The organism is Rhizobium sp. BK112 (genome assembly GCF_014193215.1).
In the GTDB taxonomy this organism is placed as follows: Bacteria; Pseudomonadota; Alphaproteobacteria; order Rhizobiales; family Rhizobiaceae; genus Rhizobium; species Rhizobium anhuiense.
Window position 1 is genome coordinate 670,308 of the sequence record NZ_JACHYZ010000002.1, and the last position, 14,827, is coordinate 685,134.

At 58.0% G+C, this 14,827-nt stretch carries 18 protein-coding genes and 1 pseudogene; 9 read left to right on the forward strand and 10 right to left on the reverse strand.

The window, feature by feature from the left end; translation table 11 throughout:
• Positions 1-42: 42 nt before the first annotated feature.
• The 7 genes from FHT75_RS08745 (at position 43) to FHT75_RS08775 (ending at position 4,106) form a co-directional block, all read left to right on the forward strand.
• Positions 43-330: a helix-turn-helix domain-containing protein gene (locus FHT75_RS08745; RefSeq protein WP_097630631.1), complete on the forward strand. Its 288-nt coding sequence runs from the start codon at positions 43-45 to the stop codon at positions 328-330.
• A gap of 198 nt (positions 331-528) precedes the next feature.
• On the forward strand, positions 529-1,362 hold the full coding sequence (locus FHT75_RS08750) for a hypothetical protein (protein ID WP_097630633.1): 834 nt from the start codon (positions 529-531) through the stop codon (positions 1,360-1,362).
• Positions 1,352-1,618 carry a DUF6074 family protein gene (locus FHT75_RS08755; protein ID WP_097630722.1) on the forward strand — a complete coding sequence of 89 codons (267 nt, stop codon included), beginning with the start codon at positions 1,352-1,354 and terminating at the stop codon, positions 1,616-1,618. The genes FHT75_RS08750 and FHT75_RS08755 overlap by 11 nt, the downstream gene beginning before the upstream one ends.
• On the forward strand, positions 1,575-2,207 hold the full coding sequence (locus tag FHT75_RS08760; protein ID WP_246712891.1) for a terminase small subunit: 633 nt from the start codon (positions 1,575-1,577) through the stop codon (positions 2,205-2,207). Before FHT75_RS08755 ends, FHT75_RS08760 begins: the two co-directional genes overlap by 44 nt.
• Positions 2,200-2,517, forward strand: a complete 318-nt coding sequence (locus FHT75_RS08765; protein ID WP_183844666.1) for a hypothetical protein — start codon at positions 2,200-2,202, stop codon at positions 2,515-2,517. Before FHT75_RS08760 ends, FHT75_RS08765 begins: the two co-directional genes overlap by 8 nt.
• Positions 2,518-2,615: 98 nt before the next feature.
• On the forward strand, positions 2,616-3,137 hold the full coding sequence (locus FHT75_RS08770) for a 2'-5' RNA ligase family protein (protein ID WP_097630639.1): 522 nt from the start codon (positions 2,616-2,618) through the stop codon (positions 3,135-3,137).
• 264 nt (positions 3,138-3,401) lie between these two features.
• Positions 3,402-4,106, forward strand: a complete 705-nt coding sequence (locus FHT75_RS08775) for a recombinase family protein (protein ID WP_097630641.1) — start codon at positions 3,402-3,404, stop codon at positions 4,104-4,106.
• A 186-nt stretch (positions 4,107-4,292) separates the two neighbouring features.
• Here FHT75_RS08775 and FHT75_RS08780 read toward each other — a convergent pair whose 3' ends face one another.
• From FHT75_RS08780 to FHT75_RS08800, 5 genes are all read right to left on the reverse strand, one after another.
• A complete protein-coding gene (locus FHT75_RS08780) occupies positions 4,293-4,706 on the reverse strand; it encodes a hypothetical protein (protein WP_097582816.1) in 414 nt (137 codons plus the stop codon).
• Positions 4,707-4,718: 12 nt separating this feature from the next.
• Entirely contained in the window at positions 4,719-5,069 is a 351-nt protein-coding gene (locus FHT75_RS08785) for a Rap1a/Tai family immunity protein (protein WP_141507446.1), read from the reverse strand.
• 358 nt (positions 5,070-5,427) lie between these two features.
• Positions 5,428-6,576: a hypothetical protein gene (locus FHT75_RS08790; RefSeq protein ID WP_028741570.1), complete on the reverse strand. Its 1,149-nt coding sequence runs from the start codon at positions 6,574-6,576 to the stop codon at positions 5,428-5,430.
• On the reverse strand, positions 6,573-7,130 hold the full coding sequence (locus FHT75_RS08795; protein WP_050578741.1) for a DUF4365 domain-containing protein: 558 nt from the start codon (positions 7,128-7,130) through the stop codon (positions 6,573-6,575). The genes FHT75_RS08790 and FHT75_RS08795 overlap by 4 nt, the downstream gene beginning before the upstream one ends.
• A gap of 466 nt (positions 7,131-7,596) precedes the next feature.
• Positions 7,597-7,950 carry a hypothetical protein gene (locus FHT75_RS08800; RefSeq protein WP_176707417.1) on the reverse strand — a complete coding sequence of 118 codons (354 nt, stop codon included), beginning with the start codon at positions 7,948-7,950 and terminating at the stop codon, positions 7,597-7,599.
• On the opposite strand from FHT75_RS08800, the gene FHT75_RS08805 reads away from it, so the two are divergent.
• Positions 7,932-8,924, forward strand: a complete 993-nt coding sequence (locus FHT75_RS08805; RefSeq protein WP_025554920.1) for an AraC family transcriptional regulator — start codon at positions 7,932-7,934, stop codon at positions 8,922-8,924. The two genes, FHT75_RS08800 and FHT75_RS08805, sit on opposite strands and share 19 nt — an antisense overlap.
• Positions 8,925-9,005: 81 nt before the next feature.
• Here FHT75_RS08805 and FHT75_RS08810 read toward each other — a convergent pair whose 3' ends face one another.
• The 5 genes and pseudogenes from FHT75_RS08810 to FHT75_RS08830 all read right to left on the reverse strand — a co-directional run bounded on the left by FHT75_RS08810 (position 9,006) and on the right by FHT75_RS08830 (position 14,583).
• Positions 9,006-9,482, reverse strand: coding sequence for a chemotaxis protein CheW (locus FHT75_RS08810; protein ID WP_025554918.1), 477 nt, complete (start codon positions 9,480-9,482; stop codon positions 9,006-9,008).
• Positions 9,482-11,440: a methyl-accepting chemotaxis protein gene (locus FHT75_RS08815; protein ID WP_025603016.1), complete on the reverse strand. Its 1,959-nt coding sequence runs from the start codon at positions 11,438-11,440 to the stop codon at positions 9,482-9,484. The genes FHT75_RS08810 and FHT75_RS08815 overlap by 1 nt, the downstream gene beginning before the upstream one ends.
• A gap of 478 nt (positions 11,441-11,918) precedes the next feature.
• A pseudogene (locus tag FHT75_RS08820) lies at positions 11,919-12,095 on the reverse strand (ABC transporter ATP-binding protein); the annotation flags it as partial.
• Positions 12,096-12,161: 66 nt separating this feature from the next.
• Positions 12,162-12,764, reverse strand: a complete 603-nt coding sequence (locus tag FHT75_RS08825; protein WP_183844665.1) for a hypothetical protein — start codon at positions 12,762-12,764, stop codon at positions 12,162-12,164.
• A 226-nt stretch (positions 12,765-12,990) separates the two neighbouring features.
• A complete protein-coding gene (locus FHT75_RS08830; RefSeq protein ID WP_063476629.1) occupies positions 12,991-14,583 on the reverse strand; it encodes an ABC-F family ATP-binding cassette domain-containing protein in 1,593 nt (530 codons plus the stop codon).
• Here FHT75_RS08830 and FHT75_RS08835 point away from each other — a divergent pair.
• Positions 14,582-14,788, forward strand: coding sequence for a hypothetical protein (locus tag FHT75_RS08835; RefSeq protein ID WP_176707418.1), 207 nt, complete (start codon positions 14,582-14,584; stop codon positions 14,786-14,788). The genes FHT75_RS08830 and FHT75_RS08835 overlap by 2 nt on opposite strands.
• Positions 14,789-14,827 lie beyond the last annotated feature (39 nt).

The window sequence follows — 14,827 nt, forward strand, 5'->3', positions numbered from 1 at the left end:
AGGCCCGCGAAAAACACTCGCGGCCCAACACGGAGACATCCTATGACAGCAGACAAGCAGGAACGAAAACGCGGCTCGCGAAGGCCAGCTATAGAGGCACGCGGAGCTCTTTCGGTAGATGAGGCAATCGATTACCTAAACGTGGGCCGAACCAAGATTTATGCGGAGATGCAATCCGGGCGACTGCCGTATCGGAAAATCGGCCGCAAGACCCTAATTCTCAAGGCCGATGCCGAGGCGTATCTGGAAGCATTACCCACGGGGCTTGGTTCGCCAGTCGGCAAACAGCCCCAGCAGGATGATCCATCCGCAGCCGAAACCCACACGTAAAGAAGCCCACCGCGATTGTGCACGGCGGGCCACAGCGTTCCGTCTTAACAGCCAAGGACACGCAGCACCGCACCGCGCAACGTGGCAAGGATGTACGATGCCAACCAACGACCATGAAACTTCCCGGCGTTCTAACTCGGAATGCACCGGGTTCGTGCCATCGGCGCGGGAAGCCGTGACCGTTGTGGAGGGTCTGCAATGACGGCTGCCGGTCGGAAGAAATCGGAAGCGGAAGCGGTACCGGAAAAGAAGGCCACCAACCACGCGACGTGGAAGTTTGAGCTTGAGAATACCATCAACGCCGATCCGCAGTGCGATGGTGAATGTCTGAAAATCGTGCGGGCATACCTCGACTTCATGGGGTCGGCCGATACCTGCCCATATCGGTCGCTGATTGAACTGCGGGTCGCTACCCGCTTGGCCAAGGGCACGATTATCAGCCGCCGAAAGAAGCTGGTCAAACTTGGCTATTTTACCCCAGCTGGCGTCACCAGCGACGGTGTGCAGCGATATCGGATTGTGAACGCCAGAGAAAATCACGTCCTAGAACATCAAACCGCCTTCCGTGAGTATCTTCGCGAGCGTGACGCCGAGGAGAAGGAAATGGAGCGCCGGAAGCGAAAGACCAAGGCGGCCGCATCGTCGCCCTCGCTATGCGGCAGCGCCCGAGATGACGGTTTAGGGGGTCCACGGCGTAAACCCCTAAATGACGTTAGGGGGGTCACGGCGTGTACGGACAGGGGTCCACGGCGTGAACCCAATTACGTGGAGCACTCCGTGGATAGTTTTAGTATGGAGAGAGGAGCTATCTCTCAGAGCGCTTCCTTTCCGACGTGTATTGATGTCGTCGTACCCCACGATTTTTTGATTGGTGACGAGATTTCCATCGGTGACGACGTGCTCGTCGAGGACGAAGTTTCCATCGAAGATGAACTCGACCTATGGCTTCCAAAACTTGTCGGGCGTGACAGCCGTCTCAAAAAGCAGGACGAAATTGAGCCTACAGCGAATGGAGGCCGCCATGACGCATGACCATCCTTGCCACCTTGTCCTGTTCCCGATGGTCAACCGGATCGGCAAAATCCGCCATGTCGCCGCGAAGATGCTCACAATGACCACGCGCCGGGAGGCCGAAATTTACTACAAGCAGGTCACGCACGGCATCCGCCGTCACTTCGACCACATTAACCTTTCCGAAGCCGAGCAGCGCGAGCAGATGAAGGTGTTTTGGGATGCGGTCTGGAATGAATGGTCGCGACAGCGCGGTCGGGTGTCCCGAAAACCGTGACAGGAAAATGCCCGAACCGGAGTATCATCGCCCTATGCCACCGCTTTCGAACCAACGCCATGAAGCTTTCTCCCGCCTCATCGCCAAGGGTGAAGCCGCGTCCAGAGCCTATTCCAACGCCTATGGCGTCTCTGGTCGAACGGCTGAGGTGAGCGCCCATAGATTGATGAGAAATGATGCAGTGCTCGACCGCATCGCAGAACTGCAGGGAGCGGCGGCCCAGCGGACAGTTAAAACGGTCGAAAGTTTGGTCAGCGACCTCGATGAAACCATTGCTTTCGCGAGGGAATGCCGAAATCCGGCGGCTATGGTGGCCGCCATCAACGCCCAAGCGCGGTTGCTTGGATTGGTGGTCGAACGGTCAGAGGTGAGCGTCCTGCATAGGCCCGCACCCTTGCCGACCAAAATCCTCGAATTAACCGAAGCGGAATGGACGGCGCAATTTTCCGCGAGCAGGCCGGGACCGAAGCCAGCGCTTGCCGGTGTCAAGCGCAATGAGGTGGAGACGCGAAAGGCGAATGGTGATGCCATCGCATGGGATGCCGAGACGGCCTCGATACGGCGCAGGGGAGTGATCGAACTTGACTGACACGCAAGCGGTCACCCGCGAGGGAATTGTTCCCGACCTGCGGAGGTTGGCCGACTTGGCTGAGGAACGTGGTGACAGGGTTTCCGCTGTCCGGGCGCTGAAGTACGCATGGCGCATCGAGCGCTTTTGCCCTGTTAATCCCGTCGCGCCTTCCATCGACCGCATCATTGAAGTTGGCGAGGCGATTGGCCCGCTCGCGCGCCGCTTCATTCCGGAAGATGCCGCAAGGGTCGCCGAGACCGTTGCTGATTTGCGTCAATGCCGCATGGAGCTGATCGCGGCCGAGCGACAAAACGCTACCTTGCACTGACACGGAGACGTGCTTCGTTCTCCACAGGGCCGGAACTAGACGGTTTAGAAATGCTATGCGTAGATTGCATTTCTTTCCAAGGGACCGATGGTTGAGGAATGCCGCACGCAATCAGCATCAAGTGCCTAAATGAAACGGCTGCGCCGATCTTCCGGCTTTGGCAGCAGGCTGGCCGCTTTGAGAATATCCCATCGATGCGTGAATTGGCGTATCCACCACACGTCACGCTGGCCGTCTTTCCGAACCTCGTGGGTGGCCTTGAAACGGTGCTTGATGATGTTTTCGCATCTCATTCCAAATTGCTTCTAACCTTCGAGAGCATCAGCTATTTCGAGAACGATGTTATCGTTCTGTGGGCAAAACCTCGTCCATGCAGCACTCTGCTGGCGCTTCATGCACAATTGCATCGGCATATCGATCCTACCGCGTGCCATGAGCACTACCGAAAAGAACGATGGGTTCCCCATTGCAGCCTGGCGACTAGGGTACCGAAGTCACAAGCCACCGCAGCTATCAGCTGGGCGAAACAGAAGCGGGAGGAATTTTCCGTCGAGTTTGATGCTGCTGACCTCGTCGTTTTTCCACCCGTTGCAATAGCGAAGGAATGCCTGTTGCTCTGAAACGAACGCTTGTGGGGCGAAGTGGTCGAGGATGGTCAACCTTCGGTCATTTTGCGGGCGCTAGTTTTCGCGCGGTTGTCTGCTGGCTATTCGAGGCGCAGGCGAAGAACAATCGTATGGTTTGTTCGACTGGCGACATAGGTTCTCAACTTTTGAGGCTAACTGTCTTCAACTTCAGTAACGCGTGTCAATTTCTCTCGCATCCATGTGTAATGCGGTGTATCATTTGCTCAAGGAAGCGATACACGAAAGAGGACGGATGCATTGAGCAACAGGGGAAACATCAAGGCGGTGGCCTATCTCCGGACCTCCAGCGCGGCCAATGTCGGGCAGGACAAGGACAGTGAGAGACGGCAGCGCGAGGCAATCAACGCCTTCGCCCATTCAGCCGGTTACGAGATCGTGGACACCTACTATGACGCCGCCGTTTCTGGTGCCGACGCGGTGACCGCGAGGCCGGGCTTCTCGGCAATGCTGGAACGGCTGCTATCGAATGGGGTGCGAACGATCCTCGTCGAGACGGCCAGCCGCTTTGCCCGCGACCTCATCGTGCAGGAAACCGGCCACGAGATGCTGAGAGCGCGTGGCATCGATCTAATCGCCGTCGACAGCCCGGACAGTTTCGTTGCAGACACGCCAACCGCCCGGCTTATCCGGCAGGTGCTCGGCGCGGTCTCCGAATTCGAGAAGGCCATGCTGGTCGAGAAGCTGCGCGGTGCCCGTGAGCGCAAGCGCCGCGAGACCGGCAAGAAGGTCGGCGGACGGAAGAACTATGCCGAGATCGAAGGCGGTTCAGAGATGATCGCGCTGGCAAGGAAGCTTCACCGCTATCCAGTCAATGGCAAGCGACGCTCGCTGAACGAGATAGCGGATGCGCTGGAGAAGAAAGGTTACGTTTCCAGCACCGGAACCCGATACACCCGAGCAGCGATCACCCGGATGCTCGAACGGAAGCCGGAGGTCGAGTAGGAGGCGGGCGGCCCCCTCCGGGGTCTTCCGACTGGCGGGGGTGGGGCGGCATGCAGGAGCCCCGTTGGAGCGGCTAGAACAAGCCCTAGAGCGATATACGTTCCCGTGTGAAGACCGGTGGTAAGTGAACCCCGCCTAGATGTGTACTGATCGCAGACCCCACCAAGCAGCGCTTGCAGATGAAGGCTACCGGCCAGCGGCGGCCTTGCTATCCTGTTCGGCCTTGGCCGCCGCTGCCGCCTTTGCCTGCGCTTCCTTTATCGCCCATTCCTTTTCCATCTCGATGTAGGCCGGATCATCCTTGCATAGCTCAAGCCATGCTTGACCCCCGGACCCATACTTGCCAAATGGATTGTCGCAGCCCACGGCGTTTGGCTTATTCGGGATCAGATCATCAAACATGCTCGTGGTGGGCTTGGCCGTGGTCGGATCAAACCGGCTCTTGGGCGCAATCTGAGGCCAGAAAATCAGCGCCGCGCCAATCGCACACAACAGGATTGCAGCCGGGATAACCCATTTCCAGAAACGCCATGTCACATAGGCCACGCCAGCGGCTGCAAAGACCCCAAGCGCAGGCAGGAAACCGTCCCAAAACGTCATAATCGGTAACCTCTATTTTCCCGGGCAAAAAGCTTCCCGAACGCCTTGGATGAGCGAAGACGCGGCATAGTCGCGCTTTTCCGGATTGTTTCGGTAGAACCGCACGGTGACGTCGATCAGCTGGCCACCTGTTACGCCCGGGCGCATGCACGGCTGCATCCCTTGGGTGGCGCGGTAGGTCTCGTAGGCATCCGTGACACCTTCAATGTAACCCAAGCACAACATGCGCTCGACGTCCTTCGCAGACTGGCAAACTTGGTAAATTTCGTTGCCGGATTGGAACGTGACGATGTTGGTATCATATGCATAGGCCTGCGCGGTCATCATCGTTGCCGCCGCGGCGGCCATAAGCAGTTGTCTCATTTTCCCCTCGTGTACGGTTCAGATTGGCCAGCAGTGCAGCACATGCCAGTGCAGTTACTTTGCCGGTGCCTTCACGTTGCAAACGGCTCATCGATTGGGGACCACGCCCCAAGTGCGCCGCGCAATGACCCGAAGGAAAATCATAGACTTTCAGGGCTTGGGGCCTCCCCCTCCGGGCTTTCCCGTCGGCGGGGTGGGGGTGCAAATGGGTCCCCCGTGTTCCACAGATGATGCGACGGCCTCGTCTGCAATCGGCCCAATGTCGGCACTGCTCAAGCACACGCCCTCTGTGGGGGAGGGTGGAACCATCGCCATCGTCCTTCGCGACCGGCTTGCTGCATAGTGTGAATAGTCCGCGCTAAAGTTCAATCTCATCTTCTTCCGATGCGAAATCAAACCCGGTTGGTTCTGTGACGATGAACGAGCGTCCGGCGCGCTTTACGTTGCCCCTTACCTTGACCGACTTATACTCACGGTGTGCCTGAGTAGCCTTGTCATATTCAGCTACTGGAAGGGCTACAACGACCTTTCTAAGAGCATCATCGATTGACGCATAAATGGTGACGCGGCCGCTCGGTTCACCTTCATCCCTTGCCAGTTTTACGACTGGCCCTTGGACGAGGTAGTCGTCTAGGGTATCGGTAGCCCTGAAAAGCCTTGCGGCCTCGGAGATGGCCGGAACCACATCTTTGCTGATTGTGATTTGCGATTGTTTATCGTTTGGCAAGGGTCTGTTTTGCGCCCATGCTACTGACACGCCTATCGATAATGGGTCGCCAACCTTAAACAATCGAGTGACGGCCTCACAGAGATTTGCGCTCACTCCCCCGGAGACCGCATCCTGAAAAGGTTGAAAGCTTCCGCTTGCAGATGCCTCTGCCGCTGCATCCACAGTTAAGCTGATTGACCTTGCAAGGGTTCGGATAACTTGCCGCTCGAACGGTTCTCCCGGAAATAGGTCGGTATCGCTGTAGGCATTTAACTGGGGGGCCACTGGGGACAACAGGGTAAGCACGTAGCTTCCGTGCTCTGTCTGCCCCAATCGTGCAGTCTCCATATATTCATTGGCCTGTTGAGGTTTGCGAGCGTGGAAGACCGGTCGCGGCTTCACCGTCGCGCAGGCAGCCGACATTAAGATTTCGCGGGCCTGCTCGAACAGCATAAGACCCTCATCAATTCGAATAGAACCGCCCGCCGCATCTGGCGATTTTGCAGCCAGCCGCACCACATCGAACCCGGAATTGAGAAGGTCTCTTATGATATCAAGTTGTGACCGCCCCTCGGCCAACTCTAGCTCACGCAAGACGCCGCTTAAAAGCGACACGAAGTCAGATGCGCGCTTGTAGGGGATTACCAGTTCGGCGTCTGGGTTTAGGTCGTTTATCCAGACAGAGAATTTGCCCGCTGTCTCGCTATATCGGGTCCAGCCCTTGGCGCGCAAATAGCCGATGACGCTGAGAGGGCTGAGCGACGATATTGCTTCTTGGTCGGTAACGAGCGCCTTCATGCCAGTTCTTCCGCATCGGTTACGCCAGCGAGGTCTTCCCCATTGCTTGCCCTTACCATCATCGCTTGCAAGGTTCGGGGGGAAAAAATATTGGTTCTGGGTAGATGCACGGTCCTTGTGGCCTGATTTAGAATTTCCGGCGCGCCTTTAAGCGACACCCAATAGGCGCAGTGCCTAAGCGCCAACTGTGCCTCGTCCTGAAGCAGCCAGTCGGGAAAGTCGTTGGGGACCAGAACCACAACTAGAATTCGGGGAGACGAAACACGCTCATCCCGTAAGTTGTCATATGTATCGATGTCTAGAGTATAGGACGTGTGCTCGCCTTTGGCGGCAGCATTCAAAAAACACTTCGCCTGGATATGAATTTGAGGCTTCGTGAATGTCGTTCCACGAACACGCGAGCTCACCCACCAGTCGATTTTATCGTTGTCGGGCTTAGGCGATGCAATCGAGCAACCTGCGACTGCCGCGACTGCCTGAATGTAGGCGCCTGAGTACGCCTCTTGGCGCGCGGTGATATCACTATAGGGCCTCTTCAGAGACGTCGATGACATTCGATTTTCCCCACGAACCAGTTGGCCGCTTGCGCAATTTTTACACGTGTTGGTCTTCATAAATAGCTAACGCTACACTTCGACGTCCAGCAAGATTTGCGATGCGGTCGCGCGGGTATAGGCACACGCGGACGAGGCGCGGATTGGCGGCAAGGCAACTTGCACCACGCATACCCTATGAGCATGTCTGCTAGAGAAAAGCCCACAGCAGGCCACTTGGGCCCCATGATGCCTTGCTCGTGTCCGCTTGGCTTCTGGTTTTTTGGGGAATGGTAGCTAAGGGGGCACGCCGACTTGAATGTTCGCCACCATTCACCGGAGATTTTGGGCACCGGATTTGGTCACTCTGCGATAACTTACTGAAAAATATACGTATTAATTTTCAGTTCACGCATTTGCAGGGCGTTGACGGGACCACGCTGGCGATTAAACCGAAAATAATACTGCATTGCGTGATCCTCCTTTCTCAAAAAAAAGGTTGCACGATCCAAATAACATTGCCCTCAAAAAGAGGCAAGTGAGCCGCAAGGACGCCGATATCCGCCATAAGCCGCTGGTCTAGATACCGTCGCCCGAGCTCTGGCTTGCGCCGTTCGACTGCTCCCCCTTCAAGCTGAGGACCGTCCCGGCGATCCACAGCAACTGGGTCTATTCGAAGCGACAACAAACACGAGATTAAGTCCGGGCACTGTGAAAATTTGGCACGCGATTTGCTTTCTGCCCGCGAGAATCGCTCGTCTTTTGCCGACGAGGCGTTGTCTTTCAATTTCGCCACATCTTGGCCGTTTCGATTGAGCTTGTATGCCTGAAAACGCTTCATTTGGCTTCCCGCCCCGCTTCCAAGGGTCAACTTTTGAGCAGATGGTTGAGAGTCACACGGAGAATTTCGGCCCTTTCGAAGCATGGCCCGCTAGCCCGGCAGGAAAATTTCTCTGGAAATCAGATACCCGATCTGACGGCACCGTGACGGTGGTCTCAGCGCAGTATTCGTCGCCGTGGCAGCTAAAAGCTGCGCCCGAAACTCCGGAGTGGCTATCGATTATTTTACCTCGCAGCGGTGCAGTCGTTGTAACGCTTGGCCGAAGAACAATCGAAGGCACGCCTGGTGGGATGCTCCTGGTGAACTCTCATGAGGCAGAGCGTTTTGACGTGAAGGGGGAACCCCATCTATCAGACGTGCTGCGACTGGATTGGAAAATGATTTCAAAGACCATCGCCGCGGTCTTTGAAATACCGTTTACCGGAGCGCTGGAGTTGTTGCCGGCGATGGATCTTTCCACCCAATCTGGCCAATTGATCGGCAAGGTGGTCCAAACCTTCGCCATTGGGATGCGCGACAATGGACTGCTGCTCCAATCGCCGGTCGCGATGTCGCACCTGACGGAAGTGCTGGCGGATCTGGTGGTGCGAACGATCCCGCATCGCTTCTCGGCGCTTTTGGACAAGAAGCCTTTGACGATTGCGCCTCGGCACGTTCGCCACGCAATCGACTTCATGCAGGCCAATATCGACCGGCCTATTGTAACGCAGACGGTGGCTGAGGCGGCCGGCGTTTCCATTCGCGCACTTGAAAACGGCTTCCGCGTTTTCAGGCAAACGACGCCGGCGGCCTATCTGCGCACGATGCGCTTGCAGGCGGTCCGTCAGGACCTGCTGGATCCGTCGAACCATCAATCGGTGAGAGAAATATGCCAGAGGTGGGGCTTCTCTCATTTCGGTCGCTTTTCCGCCATCTATCGAGCTGCCTACGGCGAGAATCCATCGGACACCAGGAAACGATCTTTTGTTGTTTGACTGGCGCTGCGATCCGGTGAATGCGCATAATTTAAAAGAGGATTCAGGTTTTAGGTCGACCCGGCCTAAAACCATCCTGTTCTAGGCGGCGTCCGCCAGGTCGAGGTTTGCGAACAAATGATCGAGGTTCAGGAAGCAAACCATGCCCTGTTCGAGGGGGATGATGCCGTGTGAGAAGGCAGGATCGAATGCGGCGCCCAGATCAGGCACAGGCTGGATCAGTTTCTCGCTGATCGACAGGATATCGGAGACCCGATCAACGACCAGGCCAACGATGTTTGTGCCGACCTCGGCGACGACGATGGCGCTGCGACTGGTATCGACGACACTGAGCACACCGAGCTTCGCTGCCAAGTTTATGACGGGAATGACCAAGCCACGCAGGTTCATCACGCCGAGAGCATGCGGCGGCGCATGGGGCAGCGGCGTTGCCGCTGCCCATCCCCGGATTTCCCGTATCACGGTCGTCCTGATGCAGAATTGCTGGTCGCCGAGGTGGAAGGCGATGATTTCCAGAGCCGTGCTTGAGCGCTGCTCGCCGGAATGCTGATCAGGCATCAAAAGTCCTCCCATTCTTTCACAGCTGCAGCTGTGGCCGTCCTGCTGCCGTAGGCGCTGGCGAGCCTATTTCCGAGCGCGCGGGCGGGCGAAGCCACCGGTCGGTTCGCGGAGACAGCTGCACGTGGCTGGGTGGCCGCGCCTTCAAGGCTGAAGCGGGCGACGAGATCGCGCAACTTGGCCGCCTCCTGGGCGAGGTTTGAGGCTGCCGCGGTCGATTGTTCCACCATCGCTGCGTTCTGCTGGGTGCTCTGGTCCATCGAATTGACCGCGGTGTTGATCTCGGCCAGCCCTGTCGACTGCTCCCGCGCCGAGGTGGCGATCGCGTTCATATGGCTGTTGACCTGCCCGATGAAGCCGCCGATCACGTTCAGCGCCTCGCCGGTTTCGCGCACCAGCCTGACGCCGCTTTCAACTTCCGTCGACGAATTCTGAATCAGCCCCTTGATCTCCTTGGCGGCCTGAGCGGAGCGCTGCGCCAGTTCACGCACCTCTTGGGCGACGACGGCAAAGCCTTTGCCGGCTTCGCCGGCACGGGCCGCCTCGACCCCGGCGTTGAGCGCCAGGAGATTGGTCTGGAAGGCGATCTCGTCGATGACACCGATAATGTTGGAGATCTGCTGCGAGCTCTCCTCAATGCGGCGCATGGCTTCTTCCGCATGAGAGACGACCTGGGCTGATTTCTGCGCACTCAGATTGGCCTCGGTGGCAATCGAACGCGCCTCTTCGGTTCGCTTCGTCGAAGAGCTGACATTGACGGTGATCTGATCGAGGGCCGCTGCCGTCTCCTCGAGCGAGGCCGCCTGCTGTTCGGTGCGCTTCGACAGATCCTCGGCGCTCTGGCCGATCTCCTGTATGCCGGTATCGATTGCGCCGGTCGCATGAGCAACAGCACGCAACGTGCCGGCGAGCTGGGCCACCGCCGCATTGAAGTCGGTGCGCAGGCTTTCAAAGTCGGAGGCGAAGGGCTCGGAAAGCTGGATCGACAAGTCGCCGCTCGCCAAATGCTTGAGACCTGCCCCAAGGCCTTCCGTCGCCTGCGTCATTTCCTCGGCGCGACGCTGGTCCGCATCGGCCTGGCGGCGGCGTTCCTCCTCGGACATGTTGCGATTGGCTTCGGCTTCTTGTTCCAGCTTCCGGTTGGTGAGCGCATTTACGCGAAAGACTTCGACTGCCGCTGCCATTTCGCCGATCTCGTCTCGACGCGAGATCTGGGCCACATCGACATCGAGCTCGCCTTGTGAGAGCCGCCGCATCGCAATCGTCATGGTCTGGATCGGTTTGGCGATGCTGAACATCAGGCCGATGGCCGAAGCAAGAAGGACAAGAACGACACCGGCACCAACGATCAGCGCAATCGAGTCGCCCCTTGCGACCGTCGCAGCCAATGCGGCTTTTGCTTCTTCGGTGAAATGGCGCGCATTCTTGATGGACGCCTCGGTTGCGACGCGGGCTTGATTCATCGTCTGTCCGATTTCATCGTTCGAAACGACAGCCAATGCGGCAGAGATGTCCGTCTGGCTCAGTGCCACCCCTGGTTTGTTCGCCATGGCGCCAGACAGCGCAGAGGCACGTTTGGCAATCAACGCTTCGTAGGCTCTGAGGGTGTTGCGGATATCGTTGAGAACATCGGGCTTCAGGGCAATGCTTATGGGTTGGGCGAGGCCATCCCAAGCCTGTTGGCTGGCGGTTTTGGCTCGATTGAGTGCCGCTTGCAATTCCTCACCAGATATCGCGAAATCGACATCGCGAGCGGCAACGCGCATTTCGGCGAGAGACAGAGAGGCCGTCTGGATACCGTTGAGGATGATCTGTTCCCGATCAACGGTTTGGTTCGCCAGGGCTATATCCCGCCCTGCCAGCTGTTGATTGACGATCATGCAAATGATGAGAAGGATTCCGACCGCCGACGATACGGCAAGCTTTGTTCGGACTCTGGCGTTCTTGAAGAAAAGCATATCAACTCCTTAAATTGCTGTAATATTCGCTTGCAGCCAAGCGCAAAGGATCGTCTTCCGCGGATGGCGAAAACCGGTGAATAGGCATTCATGCCTGTGAAATAGCGATGCTCTCGGCCAACGCTTGGGCGGCGTTGATCTCAGGTGGCCCTTCAATCGGGTGAAAATGAGCGCCTCTGTCGACGATGTCATTTCGCCGACATGTTCCCTCGCTCACGGGCCACCAGAAAGCTCCTAGTGGATCGCGTCTTTTGGCAACTGGAGCAAACCATTGTATTGGTTAATAAAATTTTGCGTGAAGAAATGCGCCAGCTTTAATCGACGCGAATTGGACAGGAGAGTGGAGACCAGGATAGCCAAGACACAGATCTTGTAAGGCAAACATCACGCGAACCAGAAGCTCGGCTGTCTTGGCTGAGGTGGTGATGGTGCTTCAAAGGGCTGGATTTAACACCGCGTCTACCCGCCAATTCCTCATTTATCCACTCAGCCCAGCGGCAGTCAGCTCCAGCCGCCGCGTTATCCCGATGCTCCTGAGAAAGGTCTCGTCGTGGCTGACGAGGAGCAGCGCCCCGTCATAAGCGCGCAGCGCGGCCTCGACCGCTGATATCGAGTCGATGTCGAGATTGTTGGTCGGCTCGTCGAGGATCAGGAGCGTCATCGTGACCAGAAGTGTCGCAATGGCTCACCATATCTGCACCAGAATTGGGCCGTTCAGAAGTCATTGGCGGCAAAGGTTACTTATTGCTCCAACCTTTTGCTGCAGGTCCGCAAGGGCTTTGGCAGTCAGTTCAGTGCCCAATTGTTTGTACGTCGTGATGTCGGCCATCTTCTCGGTCAAACAGGTGCAATAGGTTTGGATTTGCTGCTGGGTAATAGCTTGGTTGAGTGAGGCCTGCTTCTGAACGCACGCAAACTGGGTGTCAGCTATGAATGATTGTCGCGCTTCGCCACCGATTGCTTCATCGCGAGAGAACACAAACTCTCCGTAGGTAAAAAGGCCGGCGAAAATTGTGACAAAGAGCGCCGCGAACGTGATTGCCCCCCGAATGGCACTTGCGTTCGACTTAGCTTGCCCCCTTTTGAAAACGTTTCGTATGGCCGCAATCACAACAAATAATAGTGGTGCGGCGAGAACCTGCCCACCTAAAGCGCCAATCGTTTCCGCACTCCGAGTGTGGGCGTAGTTTGCTAGTTCAAAGCCTCGACCGTTGGCGACCTGAAGTAACAAGGTGACAGCGCTAACGCTAACGCCAATATTGGCGCTTCTCCAAAGGCTCCACTTTTGGGCTGCACGATGCCCGATCGCCTCTTCCATAGTCATGCCCTTCTCCTCCAAGCCGCGGCGGTGACTGTCATAGGTTGAATGCGTTATATCTTGCAAGTAGGGTATTGCTTTCGAACTAGCGACAGGAGGCCTTTTCATGGCGAAACGGGCTAGTGGAGCAATCGAGATTGAGCGAAGACTTGATGGCAGGCCGAAAGGCAAAATACCCCAGGGCAGCCGTCAGAGCGTCGCTGGCGGGAGGCACCGATGCTCCCCCCTAAAATCACTTAACCCCATCACCCGGTAACTCCAGCCGCTGCTCTATCCCGATACTCTCGAGAAACGTCTCGTCATGGCTGACCACCAGCAGCGCCCCGTCATAAGCGCGCAGCCCGGCCTCAACCGCAGCAATCGAGTCGATGTCGAGATGATTGGTCGGCTCGTCGAGGATCAGCAGCGGCGGCGGTGCTGAGCCCAGGACGCAGGCAAGGCCGGCGCGCAGCAATTGCCCGCCGCTGAGCGCCGAGACGGTCTGCAGCGCCGCATCCGCCCTGAACATGAAGCGGGCAAGGGCCGCCCGGCAAGTATTTTCATCGGAAAGCGGATTGATCCGGCGGAAATTGTCGCGGATCGAGGCCGAGGGGTCGAGCAGGCTGACCTTCTGATCGAGCATCGTGAAAGCGGTCATGACGGCGACGGTGCCGGCCCAGGGTTCCAGTTCGCCGGTGATGAGCGCCAGCAAGGTGGTCTTGCCCGAGCCGTTGGGGCCGGTGACGGCGATCCGTTCCGGCCCAGTCACGTCGAAGGAGAGATCGCGGATGACGGGATCACCCGGCTGGTAGCCCGATGTCACGTCATCCATCCTGAGCACGATCTTGCTGGCGGGCAGCCCGGTCGGCGGCAAGGTGACCGACAAGGGTTGCAGGATCTCGATCTTTTCGCGCGCCGCCTTTGCCTCTTCCAGCGCCTGGGCGCGCCGCCGTTCGGCAAGCCGCGCATTGTCGCCGCCCGTCGTTTCGCTCCGCTCCTTCATGCCACCGAGCATGATGCGCGGTATGCCGCCCTTGGCGGCCATCTTCCGCCCGGTACTGTCCCTGTGCGCCTGACGCTCCACCGTCGCCTGCGCCTTCCGCGCCACCTCGGCCACGCGTTTATCGGCTTCAGTGAGATCATGTTGTGCCGCCGCCAGCTCGAGCGCCTTGCGCTCGCGATAATGGCTCCAGTTGCCGCCATAGCGCGTGGCGCTGAGCGAGGTCAGTTCGACGATCGCATCGACGCTTTCAAGCAATTCCCGGTCATGGCTGACGATGATGGCGCCGGCCCGCCAGCCTGAAATCAGGCCGATCACCGCCTCGCGGCCATCGCGATCGAGATTGTTTGTGGGTTCGTCGAGCAGCAGGAAATCCGGCTCGGTGAAAACAAGCGCCGCAAGCCCGGCACGTGTGCGCTGCCCGCCGGAGAGTGCGGCAAGCGGGGTCTGCGCGGCCACGTCGAGGCCGGTGCGATTGAGCGCTGCGGCCATGCGCGCCTCCAGCGTCCAGTCGGCCGATGCCAGCTCGTCGGCCGTCGCCTCGCCGGCTTCGGCACGATGCAGAATAGCCAGCGCATCGGTGACGCCGAAGAGATCACCGACCGTCTCGTCAGACGCCACCTGAACGCTCTGCCGCAGCACGCCGAGGCTGCCGCTGACGGAAACCGTCCCCGAATGCGGTTGGATATCGCCGCAGACGAGCTTCAGCAGCGTCGTCTTGCCGACGCCGTTGCGCCCGACAAGACCGGTGCGCTCCGACCCGAAGCTGAGGTCGAGATTGGAAAAAAGCGGTCGCCCGTCAGGCGCGGACCATGAAATCTGGGAGAGGGTGATGGATGCAGGCATGGATATGGATTTCCTCGTTGGCAAGGCGAACTGGCGTTGCGATCGAGTTGAAATCCATTGCGGCACACATCCTGTTGAAATGATCGATGGCGGGGAATTTAGGGAAGAAAGGCAGAAGGTTCAAGGCAAAGAGTCAACTGACCGCCCGCTTTCCTTGGCGGGCTTCGTCAGGAGATTGCCCCTCACCCTCACCCTCTCCCCGTAAACGGGCGAGGGAACGTGCCCTGCGAGAGGGTGGTGGGGA

Excerpts from the sequence above, each read along its gene's own strand:
- FHT75_RS08745 (WP_097630631.1), top strand. The coding sequence starts at position 43 with ATGACAGCAGACAAGCAGGAACGAAAACGCGGCTCGCGAAGGCCAGCT.
- FHT75_RS08750 (WP_097630633.1), top strand. The coding sequence starts at position 529 with ATGACGGCTGCCGGTCGGAAGAAATCGGAAGCGGAAGCGGTACCGGAA.
- FHT75_RS08755 (WP_097630722.1), top strand. The coding sequence starts at position 1,352 with ATGACGCATGACCATCCTTGCCACCTTGTCCTGTTCCCGATGGTCAAC.
- FHT75_RS08760 (WP_246712891.1), top strand. The coding sequence starts at position 1,575 with ATGAATGGTCGCGACAGCGCGGTCGGGTGTCCCGAAAACCGTGACAGG.
- FHT75_RS08770 (WP_097630639.1), top strand. The coding sequence starts at position 2,616 with ATGCCGCACGCAATCAGCATCAAGTGCCTAAATGAAACGGCTGCGCCG.
- FHT75_RS08780 (WP_097582816.1), bottom strand. The coding sequence starts at position 4,706 with ATGACGTTTTGGGACGGTTTCCTGCCTGCGCTTGGGGTCTTTGCAGCC.
- FHT75_RS08785 (WP_141507446.1), bottom strand. The coding sequence starts at position 5,069 with ATGAGACAACTGCTTATGGCCGCCGCGGCGGCAACGATGATGACCGCG.
- FHT75_RS08790 (WP_028741570.1), bottom strand. The coding sequence starts at position 6,576 with ATGAAGGCGCTCGTTACCGACCAAGAAGCAATATCGTCGCTCAGCCCT.
- FHT75_RS08795 (WP_050578741.1), bottom strand. The coding sequence starts at position 7,130 with ATGTCATCGACGTCTCTGAAGAGGCCCTATAGTGATATCACCGCGCGC.
- FHT75_RS08805 (WP_025554920.1), top strand. The coding sequence starts at position 7,932 with ATGCCTGAAAACGCTTCATTTGGCTTCCCGCCCCGCTTCCAAGGGTCA.
- FHT75_RS08800 (WP_176707417.1), bottom strand. The coding sequence starts at position 7,950 with ATGAAGCGTTTTCAGGCATACAAGCTCAATCGAAACGGCCAAGATGTG.
- FHT75_RS08810 (WP_025554918.1), bottom strand. The coding sequence starts at position 9,482 with ATGCCTGATCAGCATTCCGGCGAGCAGCGCTCAAGCACGGCTCTGGAA.
- FHT75_RS08815 (WP_025603016.1), bottom strand. The coding sequence starts at position 11,440 with ATGCTTTTCTTCAAGAACGCCAGAGTCCGAACAAAGCTTGCCGTATCG.
- FHT75_RS08825 (WP_183844665.1), bottom strand. The coding sequence starts at position 12,764 with ATGACTATGGAAGAGGCGATCGGGCATCGTGCAGCCCAAAAGTGGAGC.
- FHT75_RS08835 (WP_176707418.1), top strand. The coding sequence starts at position 14,582 with ATGGATATGGATTTCCTCGTTGGCAAGGCGAACTGGCGTTGCGATCGA.
- FHT75_RS08830 (WP_063476629.1), bottom strand. The coding sequence starts at position 14,583 with ATGCCTGCATCCATCACCCTCTCCCAGATTTCATGGTCCGCGCCTGAC.